Genomic DNA, 18,455 nt, shown 5'->3' on the forward strand with positions numbered 1-18,455 from the left:
TAGGCATAAGGTAAACATTGTAAGAGGAGAAGAGTACAATATCGGCCACAATGTATAGAACCAAAATAATAACAATAAAACTACCGAACTGGTAAATGGCACCCGTTCCACTGAATCCAAAACCGCTATATATAAATACCCACTATTGGGTATTTTATAATTACAGATCAACAAGTATCTTTATACAACCAAAACCAAACTAGATGTTCCTCCTCAAAAGAAGTATTCCTTTTCTTATTCTCATGTTGATTGTAAGCTGTAGCAAAGAAGAAGGCACCAAAACCACAACCGTTATTCCAGAAGAAAAAATTCAACCAGAAAATACTGGTCCTATTGTTCACAATCAAGTTTTTACACTAAGTGAGAATCCAATTATTGGAACTTCTATTGGAGCTGTACTAGCTTCTGACCAAGAAGCGGATCCATTAACTTTTACAATTGATTCTGAACAATACCTAACTATAAATGCGACATCTGGAGAACTACAGGTCAGTCAAGATACTACCTTGTTTGATTTTGAAACCGTACAAGAACTTGAATTTGAAATTACGGTTTCTGATGCAGAATTTGAAAATACTGCTACCATAACCTTAAATATTGCAGATGAAGAAGATGGACCTTTAACCAATTACCAAAAAGAAGTTATCTATCAATTTAAATACATGCTTTTATATTATGAAAGCCAAGATCCTGAATCTTATTATGAGAGTATTTATAAAAGAGAAGGCGGATTACAACTGTTTTTAGATGGTAATGTTACGGACGATTTTAAGCAAAATGTAGCAGCAACATTGGAAACTTACAACGCTCTTTTTACTGATGGAATGGAAATTGCAATAGTAAGTACATTAGAAGAAGCAAACATACATGTTTACCATGGCCCTGTAGAAGATATAAAGGATTTATGGCCATTTCATTATGACTATATTGTAAGTAATGGGTTTGATGGATATGCAGCAGGGTACCAATTAGAAAACGGAGATTATAAAAATACGCTTTGGGTAAACTCAACAAATACCGTTTTATTCTCTCATGAATTAGGTCATTTATTGGCATTAAGTCATTCAGATTTATGTTATGAGCCAAAAAGAAGTATGATGTGTGCTAGTTCACTCCCCGATGAACCGTTATCGCTAGATTATGATATACTACGTTATTTATACCATCCAGATGTTTATGTAGGAATGCCAGCTTCTGAAATAGATGAAGTATTAACTGATATAATGCTAAATATACCATCTTCAAAAACGCAGAAGGTTTTCAAAACAAAGCCTGAGGAAAACTACATGAAAAATCTGATGACTTATTAATCAACTTGGAATAAAATGCATTTTACAAATGAGGAGAATTCTAAAAAAAATACGGCAATTAGTAACTCTAAAAACACTTAAAGTTCAAAGCCACAGACAAGTTTATACATCAGGAATGAATAACTCAATCTTTATTGCAATTTCATCGTAACTATTTTTTTAAAACTTTTTTAAGTGTTTCAATTTCAATGTTATTCAACTTAATAACATATAGTCCTGCTTGTAAACGGGAAATATCAACTTCCAATGGTTCCGCAGAAAGCAGTTCATTTGCTTTTATAGTAATAACTTTCTTTCCGGTAAGGTCATAAATATTTATATCAAATACGGAGGTAATATCTTTATTCGATTTAATATAAAATTTATTACTGGTCGGGTTCGGATGAATGGTGATTTCACTTTCGTTAAAAACAGGATCTTCCTCGAAATTTTGTTCAATATTTATAGTTTTTGATATAGCATCGGCTGTAATGTTAATAGTTGCTAGGCGTATTTCCTGGCTAAGATTTTCGTCATAATTTACGGTCAGGGTATTCTCATCAGTCTTAACCACCGTTAACCAATCTGAACTTTCACTCACATTCCAATCCACATTTGAAGCAACGCTATAAGTTTCAGAACCTGCTTCTGCAGCTACTGATAGGGTTTCCGGGGTAACTATTAAACTTGGTGTTGTACCGTTTTGTGTTACTAATATTTCATTGTTAAGTTCACCACCCGAAATTGATATTGTTGCTGTCCTATTTGCTGCGATTATATTTTCATCATACGTTACTGTTATAGTAGTATTATCCGTTTTAACCGCATCCAGCCAATCAGAACTTTCACTCATACTCCAATCTATATTTGAGGAAACGTTGAAGGTGATTGTTCCCGAATTAGCATCAACGTTCTGGGTTTCTGGACTTATGACAAGACTATTCGGCACCTCTGAAAGAGCCTCAATTTGCCAAACTCCACGTCCCCAGGTTCCTGCAGTCAGTAGTCCATCATTACCATTATATTTTAATGAATAAACAATAGTAGTCGGTAAAGTTTCAAGACAATAAGGTTGCCATGCGGTACTTAAATTACTTATAAAGTAATAGACTCCTATATCGGTTCCCGCATAAATAACATCTGAATCATCTAGTTTTTGATAAGCCAAAGTGTTTACCGGTGTATTGGGCAATCCTTCAGACATATTTATCCAATTTTGCCCTCCATCATTAGAGTAAAATGTTTTCTCATTAGCGGTGTACCCTCCACTAGCCAACCAAACTTTATCGGTTTCGTTATCGCTCATTACTACGCTTGTCAATTTATTTTCAATCTCCGGAAAAGCATCTGAAATATCAGTAAAAGTAGGTTGAGCATTAAGTAAATTCTCAGACTTTACTATTAAATTCCAATTATTACCATTTGCAGAAACGCCATAAAAAGAATTCTTATTAGTTTCAGATACGTCGAAGCCTACCCAACGGGTATATCCGTCACTAAACTGACCATTACTTAAATTTTGCCAAATAAAATTAAAATCTTGGTCTATTAAAATTCTTTTTATATCAAAACCATCTGCTAATAGCAAAACATCAGTGTCTAATCCGTTTTCCGAATACGAATCATATACCAGCATAGGGCCACTACCAGTGTTTTTCGGTTCAATTTTTTTCAATTCGTTAGGGTTCGTGTTTGCACCACCTACATATCGATAATTCATATTAAAATACACACGATCAAACAATTTTGAAGCAGCAACATAAAAAGCATCACCAATAGCAATAACTTCTTCATTCCCGTTATTCACATAAGAGAACCCATTATCTTGGGTGCCTAGAAGTATTTTTCTTGAATCATTACTATCCGTATCAACCTCATAAATTTGTTTAATCAGCATCCCATTAGATATATCTTGCCAGTTTTCATAGTCGGTAGTTACATCGAGACCTCCATCATTACAGCTAAATAGTTTTCCGTTAATAAGATATAAACCCCTAACATCTACATGGGCATTTTGACTATCAATGGCCTCTAAATTACCCGTATTTGAATTATACTTATGTGTATAGAAACTTCCGGTAAAAATATCATTCTCATTAGTTGGAGAGACAACAATTTCAGCCATCCCATTTTTTTGATTTAAAAAATAAGGATCAGGCATATCATCTTCAAATAAAGAAAATGTTTGTCCCTTATCGGTTGACTTGTAAATTCCACTAAATTTAGAATTATCGGTGCCATGAGGCTCCATACTTAAATAGTACACCACATTTGGATTAGCGGGTGTAACAGCGATTCCGGTTTGTGCACCACTGGTTATAGTTCCTCCAGGCATAGTTGAAGCATTCCATGAATTTCCACCATCAATAGATCTATGAAATATTTCATCACGCTCTACAACATACAACGTTTCACTATCATCGGGGCAAACTTCTAAGTCATAAAAACCATAATTATTAGTATTACTAATATTTAATTTAGTCCATGAGTTGCCACCATCTTGCGTCTTGTAAATTGATGTCCAAAAAACCGCATACAGAATTTCTGAATTCACTGGATCCATAACCAATTTTCTTGCCGAGGGATAATTTACGGTCTCATCAAATTGCAAACTAAGGGGAGACCATGTTGCCCCACTATCGTTTGTAACATAAATACCTGTACTATGATATTGATTACCCCATCCTCCGTCACCAACAAGAACATAGATTTTTCGACTATTAACTGGAGAATTAGGATCTATTACGATACTGGTTGTTCCTAGCGTTGGCAAATTATCGGTTAGTGGAGCCCAGTTTAAACCACCATCTATGGTTTTCCAAACCCCACCCGTATTAGCTCCTGCGTAAATAATATCTGGATTGGAAGGATCTACGGCAACACAATCAACTCTACCACGCTCTTTTGGCGCTTCATGTATAATGTTCTCCCATTGTAGTTCAGCACCATTCTTAGCAGATTTTAATGCGTTCTTATTAGCCTTCTTTAACTTTATATTTTGTTCTAAAGCGGCCTCAAAATTAAGTTGACCAATGTTTGCAATTTCACCATTCGCATCCAATCTATTTTCAGCAAATGTTCTCCAACGCATATATTTCTTATAATCTTTTCGTTCCTGCTTTGCTGACGTCGAATAATAGGCATCAATTTCGTTTACTAAAGATTGAAAATTATTTGATTTTGATACTTCAATGATGCTTTTATAAGTTTTGCTCGGTTTTTCATTAGCTTTTTGAGCATTCAATCCAGACAAAAATATAAGTGAAATTAAAAGAAAAACGTGCTTCATTAGGGGTGAATTATTTACTTGGTAAATATAAATAAATAGCGCTATTTGGGACTAACAATACTAGGATTATACTAAGATTTAAGTAGTATTTAGTTGTATATCCCAAATAAAAAAAGCTATAAGTGGGTATAGCATGAATGGTTAAGAAATTAAATTGAAAACACTGAAAAATATAAAAGCGTTATTTAATTTTGCATTTCATTTACGTAAATAAATTCTAAAACTTGTTAGAAAAAAGACAACAGTTACCTCAAAACCAATCTATAGATGAAGACCATTTCATTTACTGTTTAGAAGGGGTTGCCGAAATAGAAACGGACAAGGTAACTGAAGCACAAAAGGACTTAGAACAACTAGCCATGAACTATGGAATAGCAAGTATTTACAAAACTTGCGACACCATTGAAAGCTTAGAAGCTAGTTTAAACACCTTAGTATTAGATGATCATAATTTTAAAGACTATGAAATTATCTATTTGGTGATGTCTGGTGAAGCAAATAGTATTTGTTTAAATGACTATTACTATAGTTTACAAGAAATTGCCGAAATTTTCGAAGGAAGTTTAAAAGGCAAGATTTTACATTTTTCGAATGCAAAAATTCTAGATTTAGAAGAAGAAGAAGCGCAATACTTTTTAGATATCACCGGTGCAAAAGCCGTTTCTGGATACGGCAATACATTTAACGGAATAAGCAGTGCTAATCTTGATAAAGCTTTCTTTAATTTGTTTAAAGAAGATGATGATATGTTAGCTGTTGTGGAGGAGCTACACCAAAGACATTACAGTGCTTGCAAACTACTTGATTTTAGATTGTATTATTAATTATAAGGGGAAAATTAAAATACTTATGTTGACAAACCATTTTGAATTTACATTCGCTGCCTTTAGATAAAGCAATGGGAGCGAAGTAGAGAATTTTAAGAATATGTTTAGTTTATTGTATAATGTATCGGCTTAAACGAACCGCCATTACTATCTTCAGCCGAACAGGCAGTTAAACACACCAATACATCCATTTCAGCCCTAAATGTTACATAATCACCAGATTTTGACGTCGGTGGTTCTACTGAAATCCGACCATCCCTATCAAATTGTACATTCATAAAAACATTGAAGGCTGTTGGTATGTCATCCATACTAATACCATACGGGGCTAGATTGGTATATAAATTATGCAAACAACTTGGATGATCACCCTGATGATTATAAAGTATCTTAAAAGTTTCTATACTACAAGGTGCAAGCAGAAAATCGTTTCTACCGTTTGTATCTTCAAGTAAATACATCATTTTTTTAGAACGATTACTCCATAAATAATGTCCTTTTGTAATTAAGAGTGTCGATTCAAAATCTAGGGTCTTTCCAGAACTTAATTTTTCATTAAGATCCTTACGATTAAAAAGTACCATATCACTTACTTGTTCTCCTTTGGGGTCAATTACGGTTAACAAATCACCTTTCTTTAGTGTAAAAGCACTTCCACTTTGTGGTGGTATAACATGAGGTAAATTCATTACGATTGTGTTTTAGAAAGAAACGGACATTTCCAAGCGTCACCAACATGTCTTCCGCTATATTGTTTGGCTTCTGTATCATTCCCATAATCCTTTAATACAGGATTAATACTACCCTGAAACTTCTTATCACGTTTTCGAATTCGTTTTTTCACGCGCTTATAGGTACCCATGTCTCGTAGCAATTCAAATTGACTATGCAAATTAAATATGATAGTTGTATAAGGGCTTTGTCGCGCTTTTCGACTACTTTTCGGGTGTAAGCCTACCACATAAAAAGCCTTGCCTTTAAGACTAAAACTAAATTTTGGACTATTAGGATTATCACTCACAGCACTATCCCAAACACAATCATCAAAATCGTGCAAGATTTGAAGCATCTTCCACAAGCCTTTTTCAAATGCCAATTCAGATTCAAAATTTGTATTTGGAAAAACAGCTAAAAAGCTTTCAAATTGATTACTCTCAAAATCATACTGTGCAATATAACCCTCCAAATCATTCAGAAGTTTAATAGCGCTATCCGCATCAAAGTCATCATAAATATTCAAATGATAGTTCTCCATCTTAAATAATGACTTGGCCATCACACATGGATGCTTTTGCTTCAGTACAAAATCTTTAAAGTCTTGTTCTATCTTGTCTAGTTGTTCTAAAGTATCAATTGATGCAGTGGATGTCATATAAATTGTTATTGTAAATTGATAAATACACTCATTTCAAACAGTATTTTAACCATTGAAAATACTCAAAGCTATAGCACGATTTCAATTTCAAATAACTCAAATAAATTATTTTTTAACTCATTTCGGAAGATATCGTTCTTATAATAAATGAGTTAAGGTTTCTTCTTAATGAATCAATATTTCAGCAGTCCTTTAATTAGTTTTGATACGAATCAATACTTTAACATCATGACCATTCAAGAAATACTTTGGCTTGTACTATCCGTTTTCGGAATTTTTACAATAATAATTGTGATAACACGTGTGTTCGGATTAAGAACTTTTGCTAAAATGTCTAGCTTCGATTTTGCATCTACTATTGCTATAGGATCCATTTTAGCGTCGATTATTCTAAATAGCGATTTTTCATTACTAAAAGGTGGTATTGCGCTATTGGCAATCATAGGCTTTCAAACGCTTTTTTCATATTTGGTTCGAAATTTTAAAGCTTTCCAGCAATTATTTACAAACAAACCACAAGTCGTTATGTGGAATGGCGAAATTCTCTACAAAAAACTTAAAAAATGTAATGTCGGTGAAGACGATTTATTAGCCAAACTGAGAGAAGCCAATGTGCATAATTTCGATGAAGTTAAAGCAGTGATTTTTGAAAGTACTGGTGATGTATCTGTTATTCATAATAGTGAAAACAAATCAATTGCGGATGCAATTTTAAAAGATGTTAGTATATAAAATCGTTAAAAAACCACCTTCTTAAACATTAAAATTCTCATAGTTTTTCCAAAAAATAATGAGTCCGTTTGAAGCTATAACAGCTTCAATACTTCATAAATTGTTTTTTTCAAACACCTTCTCAGCAAGCATTCTGCTTCATAAAATGCTTGTTTTGAGGCTCTTCTATACTTTTCTATTTTTTCATTCGTGCAACTGTTTAAAATTCCACTGGTCTTTAGTTGTGTAATTTAAACATATAACAATGAAAAGAATATCCTTAAAAATGACAAAACAGAATCGATTACGGTTCTTCACCAATGTAATGCTAATTGCATTTTTATCCATCATTTCGTACTCCTGTTCCAATGACGACAACCAGCTTCCAATCAAGGAAGAAGAGACTCCTGAACCGATAACCGAAATATCAGAAGAAATTAAAGATTTAATTTATTTTAAAGGAGATGAAAAAGCACCAACAGTTTTAATTAATATTCCTGGTGGTCCTAGTACAGAATTCAATACAGAAATAGCAGAATTAATACCCCAATTGTTTAATACTACAGAAATTTTAAACATTGCTGTTCACCAAGCGCAAACCCTAGATTCTACAATAGTAAAAAATAATGATATCACCTTAGACCAAGCAGTTACTATTAATACCGAAAGTTTAGAAATTCTTAATCAGGTAGTTTCATATTTCAAAGGGCAGGGCAGAACTGTTTATGTTTTAGGCTTTTCATTTGGTGCATTTGTAACACAAGAACTTATTGCAAAAAAGGGAATAGCTAGTGCTGATAAATATCTCATTATGACTGGTCGATTAGATATAAATGAAGATTTGTGGCAAGCATCTGCAGCGGGAATTGAAGGAGGGTTTGAGAACGGCACAACTCCCGTGATAGCTGCAGAACCAGATCCTGATGTAAAAGAAAGAAACCTTCTCAGAATAAGTGCAGGATTGGGAAAAAACAGGTACACGCAACTTTTAAATACCATTGAAGACTTATCTAACGTAACCTATATTTATGGAACCACAGACGAAGCTGTTGGTAGTCTTACTGATGAAGAAGTTCAGTTTTTAGAATCGAAAAATACGAATATAATTAAGGGTTCAGGAAATCATACTACCACTTTGGAAAATTTCATAGTACAGGGTCTTGAAGACACATTTGGCTTAGAACCACTACAATAAATCAAACAACTCAATTCAAAAACATGAAAATACATACACTAATGTTACTTCTTGCCTGCGCAATAAATTTGCACGGCCAAAGTAAGGTTGACGGAACTTCCTTTTTAAATCGAACAGAATTTAAAGTCGGGTATTATGGGGACATATTTTATGAAAACGGACTTAATTTGGGTGCTGAGTATTTATGGAAAGAAAAGCTAAAGGTTAAAGAAAAAAGGAAAGGTCCTAAAACAATTACCCATCAACTTTTATTAAACGGAAGCGTAGGCTATTCAACAAACTTCACTACTAAAACAGATAATGGATTGCATACCTATTACGGGCTAATATGGCGGAGAACAAGTCCGAAAAGATGGCAATTCAATCTAGAGGTAAATCCATTAGGATATTATCGCTCATTTCTTCCTGAAACCTTTGAGGTAAAAGATACTAAAGTCTCTAAAGTTAAGCTTCCCGGTAGAAGTTATTACGCACCATCTATTGGTGTGGGAATTGGTAGGCAGCGCAGTGGAGAAAGGCGTTCGGGTTGGTATCTCAATCTAAACTATACCTTAAGAACACCGTATAATGCTGGTGTATTAGGTGGATATTCAATTCAATATGGACATCGTTTTAATTTTAAAAAGAAGTAATCATGCAAAAAATTATAAAAAGTAAGTTACAAATTGTAGCCATCTTAGTATTAGTGCTAAGTATGAATTCATGCGCTAAAGAAAATTTAGATATAAATGAACTCAATGAAACCATTTTTGTGCGGCATAAAAAGGCTGACATGCCCGCCTATATTCATGGTAATGCTTCTGATAAGGTATTCCTCATCATTTTACATGGTGGGCCAGGTGGAAATGGATTATGGTATAGATTGAATACCATAAGAACCGACATTGAAAAAAACAACGCAGTTGTGTATTTTGATCAAAGAGGACATAACAATGCCCAAGGTAATTATTCCGAAAAGGAGGTTAGTGTTGCAATAATGGCTGAAGATATCGTGGCTTTGGCAAAGGTAATTAAGAAGAAATACGGTGAAGACTCGAAAGTATTTTTAATGGGCCATAGTTGGGGAGGCACACTTGGGACTGCGACCTTATTAAAAAACCAAGAAGAATTCTCTGGATGGATAGATGTTGCAGGTGTACATGACCCCAAAGGGCTCTACGAAGAAAATAAGATATCTTTAAACTCCATTGCCAATGAGCAAATAGCTTTAGAAAATAGTGTTGCACATTGGAAGAATGTACTAGATCTAGTGCAAAATTCTGGTCCAATTAATACTATTGAAGCCTCTGGCAAGCTGAATGGAGCTGCACATGAAGGAGAAGGGAAACTTTTGGAGGATAAAGTTATCAATGAAGCAGTAGCTGATTATGGTGATGATGTGCCATCAGATGACTTTTCAAAAGTGACATGGAATAGCAATAAAATACATGACATATTAGTGATAGAACAAGGGCTTTTTCAGCAGGTGTCATATACAGATAGATTATCCGAAATAACACTCCCATCAATAGTATTATGGGGTAAATATGATTTGGTGGTTCCCACAGCATTAGCACAAGAAGCTTTTAATAATTTAGGATCTAATGATAAAGAGCTCTTTATTTTTCAGAAATCGGCGCATAACCTTATGTTGAATGAGCCCCAACTTTTTGCAGACAAGGTTATTGAATTCATTAATAGGCATTAATAATTCATTTCCTAGGCTTTTGGCATCCAATAGCATTCGAACAAATAAAGTACAGGTGATTCATACTAATTTCTACGTAAGCGCCCCTTATGATGACTATCTGTAGGGGCGTTTACAAATTTATTTCTGTTATTCTTCGAATTTATAATTAGTTTAAAAAAATAGAAAACTGTTAAATAAACATCCACCTGTAACGAAAAGGTAAATTTGGACTGGCTTATAATGAGAACCGACGGCAGGAGGGAAAGCAATGTGTATGAAATGAGGTTACTCTAAACTACCTGAACCAAAATTATACTTTTTTGGATCAAATGAATACTCCACTGATTTAATCATAGCGTAGTTTTGAAGTATTAATAATCAAAACATATATCATGAAGACAATTAAACTAATGCTAATCCTAGTGTTTTTTTCTACAAATTATGCACTAAGTCAACAAAATGAATTAACAACTAAAAAGAATGAAATTATGAAAACTTATGTAATTGAACGTAATATTCCAGGAGCTGGTGACTTAACAGCCGAACAACTTAAAAGTATTTCTCAAACATCATGTACGGTGCTAAAAGAAATGGGACCGAAAATTGAATGGCTGCATAGTTATGTTACGGGTGAAAAAGTTTATTGTGTTTATAAAGCTGAGAATAAAGAATTGATAGAAGATCATGCCAAAAAAGGAGGTTTTCCAGCTAATTTTATAAGTGAAGTTGCCACAGTAATAAGTCCCGAAACGGCCGAGCTTTAAGTGATAACATCTCTTAGACAAGAAGTTGACTGCTAAAAGAAAACTTATTGTACTCTGAAATTGAGTATATTACAAAAAAGAATGGTATGCCAATATTTATGGATTTACATGATTTACCTGAAGGTATAACGGCTAAAGATATTGCTGAAATGCATCAGGAAGATTTGAAAATTGAACACACTTATAATTGCCGCGGGTTAACCTATTGGTGTGATGAGAGAAGGCGAACGGCATTTTGTTTAATGGAAGCTCCTAATGAACAGGCAGTAATAGATTTGCACCAAAAAGCACATGGTGCAATACCACAGCGCATTCTTGAAGTAAACGAAGCCATTGTTGAATCTTTTTTAGGCAGAATAGAAGACCCGGTAAAATCAAAGAATACCAGGCTCAATATTATAAACGACCCAGCTTTTAGAACCTTAATGGTACTAAATTTAAATAGGAAGGTCTTAAGAAACATAGAAATTGAAACCTTAAATGCTGCTATTCGCGGTTATAATAAATCGATAACTACTATTGTCAATAACAATAACGGGCGCATAGTAAAAGAAAAAGCGAATACTTACTTAATCTCATTTGATTCAGTAACAAAGGCAGTTCTTTGTGCCCTTAAAATTCAGGAACTATATAATTGTGTGATAACTCCTGACCTACAATTTAAAATAGGTCTTAGCGCAGGCATACCTATAACTGCAAAACGAAGTATTTTTGAGGATACTATTAAAAGAGCCAATTATTTAGCTTTAATCTCTACAGAAAAAATTTTTATTTCAAATGAAGTGAAGGATCTTTATGAAAGTGAAAACAAAAATGAAACCATATCTACTAAAATTAAAGCATTAACAAACCAGGAAGAGGAATTTATAGTGCAACTCATTGAATATACTGAAACTATGTGGTATCATTCAAATATGACCGTAAATGACTATCTTAAAAATTTAGGGTACAGTAAGTCTAAACTATACAGAACAATGATATCAATAATAGGAAAATCTCCAAAGAACTTTTTGAAGGATTATAGATTGAACGAAGCACTTGAATTATTGGAGAAACAAAATTCAAATATTTCTGAAATAGCCTATAAAACCGGATTTAGCAGCCCTGCTTATTTTTCAAAATGCTTTCAAGAAGCTTATGGTATGTTACCATCAAAATACATTAAACAATTAGCGAATAAATAGTAATTAAAAACAGGAAGTCATTTTACCTGAGAGCTAATGTATATGCAATTAAAACATTAGAAAACTCCCTATATTACTTATAACTTTTCGCTATTTGATATATGCGAGAAAAAGGAGTTCAGTGGTGATTACTTTTTTCGGCGAGTTGATACGGCGGCCTTTAAATGAATATTGATTCGTTCTGGTCATTTATTTCATCTAGAACTAATGTCTTGCGATATGTAACTTTGCTTTGACGGCATAAAAATGGAAGTTCTTGCAGACTTTTTCTTTTTTGAGCGAAATTTTAACGAGGTGCTTAAATTTAGAAACACAAAATAATTGGCGATGAATAAATATGAATGGAGTGAGAATTAACTACTAAATAAATTATTGATATTACTTTTATAGGTTTGACCAATAGGTATTTTATTTTCGTTTATAAATATGCGATTCCCTTCTATAAATTTTATTTTATCAGTTGCTACAATAAAAGATTTATGAACTTGCATAAATTTGTCAGAAGAAAGCATTTCTAAAACATCAGATATTTTTTCTCTAATCAATATCTGGTCTTCTTTTAAAACAACTTTGCTATAGTTCCCTGCAGCTTCAACAAACAAAATATCGATTAATTTAACCTGAACATGTTTTTTATCGCTGTAAAAAAAAATGTGCTGTTCTTCAGAAGTTTTGGGTAACTCTTGTTGCAGTGAAGTACTTTTTAAAGCAATAGTTTTATTAATCGCTTTTAAAAACCGCTCAAAACTAAAAGGCTTTAATAAATAATCTACAACATCTAATTGATAACCTTCTATAGCATATTCTTTATAAGCAGTGGTAACAATTATTTTGGGTGGATTTGGTAGCGTTCTTAAAAATTCAAATCCTTTTAATTTAGGCATGTTTAAGTCTAAAAAAATTAAGTCAACTGAATCATTTCTCAAATATTCTAGGGCTTCTATAGCATCATAACAATGCTTCATTAATTTCAAGTGCGGCAGCAAATCACAATATCCTTTAATAATATCATGAGCTATATATTCGTCATCTACAATAAGGTATCTAATCATAATTGCAATTGTAATTTGACCTTATAGACTGAATTATCACTTGTAAATATAAGGGTATGTTTTTTTGGATATACTAACTCCAACCTGCGCTTCAGGTTTTTTATTCCTATTCCTTTTTGTTCTGAAATCTCATTGGCATCAAAATTATTTTCTATCTCAAAATTAACATTGTCGCTATTTACATTTAAGTTGATATGGACATAGGCATTCTCTCTTAAGTTTTCAACACCATGTTTAAAAGCATTTTCCAAAAGAATAATAAATAATAGCGGTCTTAATTTTAGACCTTTATTCTCCATGTTAACATTGAATTGAATATCAATTTTTTTATGATATCTCATTTGATGTAATTCAATATAGTTTTTTAAATAAGCAATTTCATCTTCAAGTGATACCTGATTTTTTTCCCCTTCATAAATACTATATCGCATTAAATCAGAAAGCTTTAGAATTAGTGCCTTAGACTTCTCAACATCTTTTTCAACCAAACCATACAAATTGTTCAACATATTGAAAAAGAAATGTGGATTAACTTGACTTTGCAAATGCAACATTTCGTTTTTTATTTTATCATTCTTTAAATTAATTATGGACTTAATTTTTGTAATAATCCAAAGAATTCCTAACACTAAAAGAATACTATAATATAGAATAATAATAAGTCCTATCATATCTGGAATATGATAATTGACAGCATTCTTCTTCAGTATAATCAATTCGTAGCCAAGAATCAGTAATGGAATAACCATTGAAACTATAACAATGATTTTGACTATAAGCCAATTTTTTCTTTTTAAGAGTAAAAGCATACTGCAAAGTAGTAAGAATCCTAAATACATCTAACAAAAAGTGATGAACGATGTCATTCAAGGTTTAAAAGTAGCGAAATGAAGGACATATGAGGTTTGTACAACCCTATCAACAATTCATCATTACAAGCCCTGCGATTATCACAAAAATTTATAGCGCTAGAATCTTCAAATTAAGTTCGCAGTGATAAAAAAAGATCAAATATAAAATCAATGAAAATGAAGAAAAATATTTTACGCTATCTCAAGCATATATTAGGTACCATAGTTGTTCTATTAATCATTGGAGTAGTCACTTTAGTTTCTTTAAACGGCACTTTTGATTTTGGTGATAACCCATTGAAACTAAATTTAGAAAATGAAGGCCCATACGTTTTCTATGAAACAGATAGCACTCTAAATGTAAATTACATTAAAGGAAATAAAACAGATGGATTTTATCTAGATAGTAAGGAATATGCAATAAATGCAGCAATACCAACCAGTAGTTATTTTCCTCTTGATGGTTCAACTTTTAGCTTTACTTTAAAATCTACTTTCGATATTCCAAAATCCACTTATTCTGACAATGAACCCATTATGGCCATATCTGATATTGAAAGTGGATATCAATCATTCCGCGATTTTCTTATTAATAGTAATGTAATTGACACTAATTTAAACTGGACATTTGGCAAAGGACATCTTGTTTTAATTGGCGATTTTATGGACAGGGGTTTTTCAACAACCCAAGTCCTATGGTTTATTTATAAACTAGAACAAGATGCTAAAAAAGAGGGGGGAACGGTACACTTCATTATAGGTAATCATGAACTATACAATTTGCAAGGAAAGTACAAGTCTGCTTCTTACAAATATAATGGTGTAGCATCAATTCTTGGAAAGCAGCATCACAATCTATATGATGAAAATTCATTTATTGGTAAATGGATGACGTCTAAAAACACTTTAGAATTAATTAACGGTCATCTTTTTGCCCACGGCGGTATTCACCCAGATTTTGCAAACTATGATATTACTATAGAACAGGTTAATCTAATAAATAGAACTAATTATCGTCATGCATACTTTCCTAAACCCGAAGAAAATGTTGCACAGTTAATCATTTCAAGTAGAAAAGGAATTTGCTGGTATCGAGGTTATTTTAACGATGATTTATCTCAGGAAGATGTAGAAAAAGGAATTGATAAATTTCATGGAAAAGCAATCGTTGTAGGTCATACGCTTCAATGGAATGTAAATAAATTATACAACGGAAAAGTCTTTGCAATTGATGTTAAACACCCAAAAGATTATAGTAAACATTGGCCATTTAAAAAATCCGAAGGCCTTTTAATTACCGAAGGAAAATACTTTCAGGTATTAGCAAATGGAAATAAAAAACAATTATAAGAAGATTATAAAATGAAAACCAAACTATATAATTATTTAACCAAACCCTATGCTGTTATTGTAGTAATCCTAATTGCTACGTTATTATCTTTAGAAGATAGAAATTTGGGTTACTTTTTCGGATTAGGAATTACACTATTTATTATTTGGCAAAAAAAATGGGATTGGTCATTTGCTGGAATTGGGCAAAAAATAAATCTTAAGACCATAATACATAGTATTTGGATATCCATTTTGTTCTTTTTTGTATCGGGAATACTAGATACAATTCTTCAATATTATTTAGGAGCTCATGATTTAAGTTCACTAGATGATATTCGAGGTGATTTTGGTAGCTATGCAGCAATGATGGTTATGATGTGGATTTTTGCCGCCTTTGGTGAAGAACTTCTATTTCACGGATATTACATGCAACGCTTTGCCAAATTATTTGGAGACACAAATAAAGCCTGGATCCTTTCAGGAATAATAATTGCTATCTATTTTGGAATTTCACACGGATACCAAGGATTATCTGGAATAATAGGAGTGGGAATAGGAAGTTTATTTTTCGCTGCATTATACTTTAAAAACAGAAGTAACTTATTACTATTAGTTTTAATTCATGGAATTTATGATTCCATATGGCTTACGCTTATTTATTTGAATAAAGACAGTTTGGTAAATGAGTGGTTTCAGCAATTGCTGCTTTAAAAGCTATTTTTAAGATAGGTGGTTAAAAAGATGTACCCGTAGTTAAATTTTAGCAATGGAGCCAGCTAGTTCATGGGTATGTACTTCTTTTTCTTTATCCATCGCACCAGCTCGTACAAATTTTTTAAGATTCTCAATCTTCAAAATTTCTGTCCTCTTCTAAAAACTTTCTTCTCAAAAGGTAATGAAATAGCAGAATGAGATTAGGCGATGGCCAAATGTCTTTTTGGCATTTCAGCCAGCCAAATCTCATTCAAAATTCATGAACTCCTTTAAAAAACAATCAACAAGCAATGAATAAACACCTATTAACCGACCGACGGCAGGAGGGAAGGCAATGTGTGTGAAATGGAATAAAGCCTTAATTACTTCTTTAAGCCCTTTTCTCATTGGAAGATTATTTTACTTAAAAAATAATCGAGAACAACCTTAAAAGAGAACGTATCATTCTTTTTATATAATATAAGCGCTTTAAATTACGTTTGCTAAAAAACTTCATTTATGCTTTTCATTTCTGCTATTTCTAAGATTAGTAGCTATAAATTGTTTTTCGTTAGCATTGTTTCTATACTCTTTTTAAGTTCGGCCTGTTCTAAAGAAGATAGCAATGTTGAGAAAGATATAGTACCAACTGCATGTTTTACTATAGCCAAAGACACCATTAATCAAGGTGACAGTATAGAAGTTGAAGATTGTTCAAAAGATGGTACCACCGTTACCTATCAATGGAATGGCGGTAACATCACTCTAGAAAGACTAAACTCAAGGTACGATATAGATGTAGGTTCCAAAACCATTACTCAAGAAGTATTTTATAAACTTGGCGCTGTGACTACATCGCAAGATTATTATGTAAGACCTGTTGATGATTCTTATTTGTGGCCAAGTGAGTTAATTAGTAATAATACAGAACTATTTGCATTCGGCACAAATCCGGTATTGGGTAGAATGTATGCTATTATTGAAAAAAATGGTGAAGAACTATATTATGTTGATGTCTCGGAAAATTTAGACTTTACACTTACCGAAATTGATTCTCGTGGTGCAGATAGAAATGGTTTTCCAATAGCCCTCTGTAGTTTCGAGTCTGATGGTGTGGTTTACTTGGATATCCCTTATGCAACAACAGCCACAGTTCAGCCCTATACTTATTGGGTAAACCCAACTACCGGAGAATCTTATGACCCAATAGCTTTGGTTAGCAATAATTTCAATGCTAACTATGCAACAATCAATGATGAAAAATATGCTGTAGGAGGGAATGTAAAAAATATTAACGGGGTAAATATATATGTTCCGGCGATAAAAGAACGATATGCAGGCAGAACAACAATTTTAAAAGAATTCGATTTCGGCGATAAAAATGGTATAATAACCAATTTAATCTCTTACAATAATGGATATTTAGCTTCGGCATACTCCTTTGACAGGGCCTATAATGGTTTATCTAATGAAAAACCATTACTACTGGAATTGGATGCTAACTTCGAATTAATTCAAACTAATGAACTAGCCATAGTTGGAGAACTTAATGGTTCCAATATTGGTTCCTATATTGAATCAACTCATATGATGAACCTACCCAATAACAAAATCCTGCTATATGGTCAACGTAGTCTCCGTATTTTGAACCCTGATTTGACGGTAGCGTATGAAGAATTAATCAATGATAGGTATTCGAAACAGGAGGTAATTTTATTAAATGATGCCATTATCCTATCAAGTATTGATTGGATTTTCAAATATGATTTTGACGGAAATCAATTAGCAAAACTTTATTACGGAGGGGAGGATGTTGATGGGTTTGTTAAATTCAATGACAATATACTTTTTATGTCAGAAAAGCTCTGGACTGGGGTTAATATGGGAATGTTCGATAAAGACTTAAATCTTATACCGTTTCCGTAAGCTGCAAAAAAACTAGAAATACCCAACAATAACTTATAACTTATCACTATTTGATATAACGTCATATTATGTTTCGTTTTTGAAACATAATGTCTTGCATTATGACACTTTGCTTTGGTAAAGCAAAGTATTTTGTACTACATCTTCTTTGAATTTTTCTTCTAAAAAGTCTCTTCTTATAAGGTAATGAAATCGAAGAATGAGATTAGGCGATGGCCAAATGTCTTTTTGGCATTTCAGCCAACCAAATCAAATTCTAGATTCATGAATACCTTTAAAAACTAAATAACTAGCAATG

The 18,455-nt window shown here is 32.8% G+C and carries 16 protein-coding genes; 11 read left to right on the forward strand and 5 right to left on the reverse strand.

What is annotated here, in order from left to right:
- Positions 1–203: 203 nt before the first annotated feature.
- Positions 204–1,310, forward strand: coding sequence for a hypothetical protein (locus UH7x_RS18025; protein ID WP_482361318.1), 1,107 nt, complete (start codon positions 204–206; stop codon positions 1,308–1,310).
- 151 nt (positions 1,311–1,461) lie between these two features.
- Here UH7x_RS18025 and UH7x_RS18030 read toward each other — a convergent pair whose 3' ends face one another.
- Positions 1,462–4,578: a VPS10 domain-containing protein gene (locus tag UH7x_RS18030; protein ID WP_482361319.1), complete on the reverse strand. Its 3,117-nt coding sequence runs from the start codon at positions 4,576–4,578 to the stop codon at positions 1,462–1,464.
- 224 nt (positions 4,579–4,802) lie between these two features.
- Here UH7x_RS18030 and UH7x_RS18035 point away from each other — a divergent pair, with 224 nt between their 5' ends.
- A complete protein-coding gene (locus UH7x_RS18035; protein ID WP_482361320.1) occupies positions 4,803–5,402 on the forward strand; it encodes a DUF6642 family protein in 600 nt (199 codons plus the stop codon).
- A gap of 107 nt (positions 5,403–5,509) precedes the next feature.
- Here the strand turns inward: UH7x_RS18035 and UH7x_RS18040 are convergent, their stop codons facing one another.
- On the reverse strand, positions 5,510–6,094 hold the full coding sequence (locus tag UH7x_RS18040) for a DUF1989 domain-containing protein (protein WP_482361321.1): 585 nt from the start codon (positions 6,092–6,094) through the stop codon (positions 5,510–5,512).
- Entirely contained in the window at positions 6,094–6,777 is a 684-nt protein-coding gene (gntA, locus tag UH7x_RS18045; RefSeq protein ID WP_482361322.1) for a guanitoxin biosynthesis heme-dependent pre-guanitoxin N-hydroxylase GntA, read from the reverse strand. The genes UH7x_RS18040 and gntA overlap by 1 nt, the downstream gene beginning before the upstream one ends.
- Before the next feature lie 231 nt (positions 6,778–7,008).
- Between gntA and UH7x_RS18050 the strand changes: the two genes are divergently transcribed.
- The 6 genes from UH7x_RS18050 to UH7x_RS18075 all read left to right on the forward strand — a co-directional run bounded on the left by UH7x_RS18050 (position 7,009) and on the right by UH7x_RS18075 (position 12,303).
- On the forward strand, positions 7,009–7,512 hold the full coding sequence (locus UH7x_RS18050; RefSeq protein WP_482361323.1) for a DUF421 domain-containing protein: 504 nt from the start codon (positions 7,009–7,011) through the stop codon (positions 7,510–7,512).
- Positions 7,513–7,756: 244 nt separating this feature from the next.
- Entirely contained in the window at positions 7,757–8,686 is a 930-nt protein-coding gene (locus UH7x_RS18055) for a hypothetical protein (protein WP_482361324.1), read from the forward strand.
- A gap of 23 nt (positions 8,687–8,709) precedes the next feature.
- The gene (locus tag UH7x_RS18060) at positions 8,710–9,318 is read left to right on the forward strand and encodes a hypothetical protein (RefSeq protein WP_482361325.1); all 609 of its coding nucleotides are present in this window, start codon (positions 8,710–8,712) and stop codon (positions 9,316–9,318) included.
- 2 nt (positions 9,319–9,320) lie between these two features.
- The gene (locus UH7x_RS18065; RefSeq protein WP_482361326.1) at positions 9,321–10,373 is read left to right on the forward strand and encodes an alpha/beta fold hydrolase; all 1,053 of its coding nucleotides are present in this window, start codon (positions 9,321–9,323) and stop codon (positions 10,371–10,373) included.
- A 374-nt stretch (positions 10,374–10,747) separates the two neighbouring features.
- Entirely contained in the window at positions 10,748–11,119 is a 372-nt protein-coding gene (locus tag UH7x_RS18070; protein WP_482361327.1) for a DUF4242 domain-containing protein, read from the forward strand.
- An 86-nt stretch (positions 11,120–11,205) separates the two neighbouring features.
- Positions 11,206–12,303, forward strand: coding sequence for a nickel-binding protein (locus UH7x_RS18075; protein ID WP_482361328.1), 1,098 nt, complete (start codon positions 11,206–11,208; stop codon positions 12,301–12,303).
- A 353-nt stretch (positions 12,304–12,656) separates the two neighbouring features.
- On the opposite strand, the gene UH7x_RS18080 is transcribed toward UH7x_RS18075, so the two are convergent.
- Together UH7x_RS18080 and UH7x_RS18085 are read right to left on the reverse strand one after the other, a co-directional pair.
- Entirely contained in the window at positions 12,657–13,355 is a 699-nt protein-coding gene (locus tag UH7x_RS18080) for a LytR/AlgR family response regulator transcription factor (RefSeq protein ID WP_482361329.1), read from the reverse strand.
- Positions 13,352–14,164, reverse strand: a complete 813-nt coding sequence (locus UH7x_RS18085; RefSeq protein WP_482361330.1) for a sensor histidine kinase — start codon at positions 14,162–14,164, stop codon at positions 13,352–13,354. Before UH7x_RS18085 ends, UH7x_RS18080 begins: the two co-directional genes overlap by 4 nt.
- A 219-nt stretch (positions 14,165–14,383) precedes the next feature.
- Here UH7x_RS18085 and UH7x_RS18090 point away from each other — a divergent pair, with 219 nt between their 5' ends.
- The 3 genes from UH7x_RS18090 to UH7x_RS18100 all read left to right on the forward strand — a co-directional run bounded on the left by UH7x_RS18090 (position 14,384) and on the right by UH7x_RS18100 (position 18,157).
- A complete protein-coding gene (locus tag UH7x_RS18090) occupies positions 14,384–15,556 on the forward strand; it encodes a metallophosphoesterase (RefSeq protein ID WP_482361331.1) in 1,173 nt (390 codons plus the stop codon).
- Between the two features lie 12 nt (positions 15,557–15,568).
- Positions 15,569–16,249 (forward strand): CPBP family intramembrane glutamic endopeptidase, encoded by a 681-nt coding sequence (locus UH7x_RS18095; protein ID WP_482361332.1) that lies wholly within the window; start codon positions 15,569–15,571, stop codon positions 16,247–16,249.
- A gap of 501 nt (positions 16,250–16,750) precedes the next feature.
- Positions 16,751–18,157, forward strand: a complete 1,407-nt coding sequence (locus UH7x_RS18100) for a hypothetical protein (protein ID WP_482361333.1) — start codon at positions 16,751–16,753, stop codon at positions 18,155–18,157.
- The last annotated feature ends 298 nt before the right edge of the window (positions 18,158–18,455 follow it).

It is taken from the genome of Aurantibacter sp. UH7, assembly GCF_056839165.1.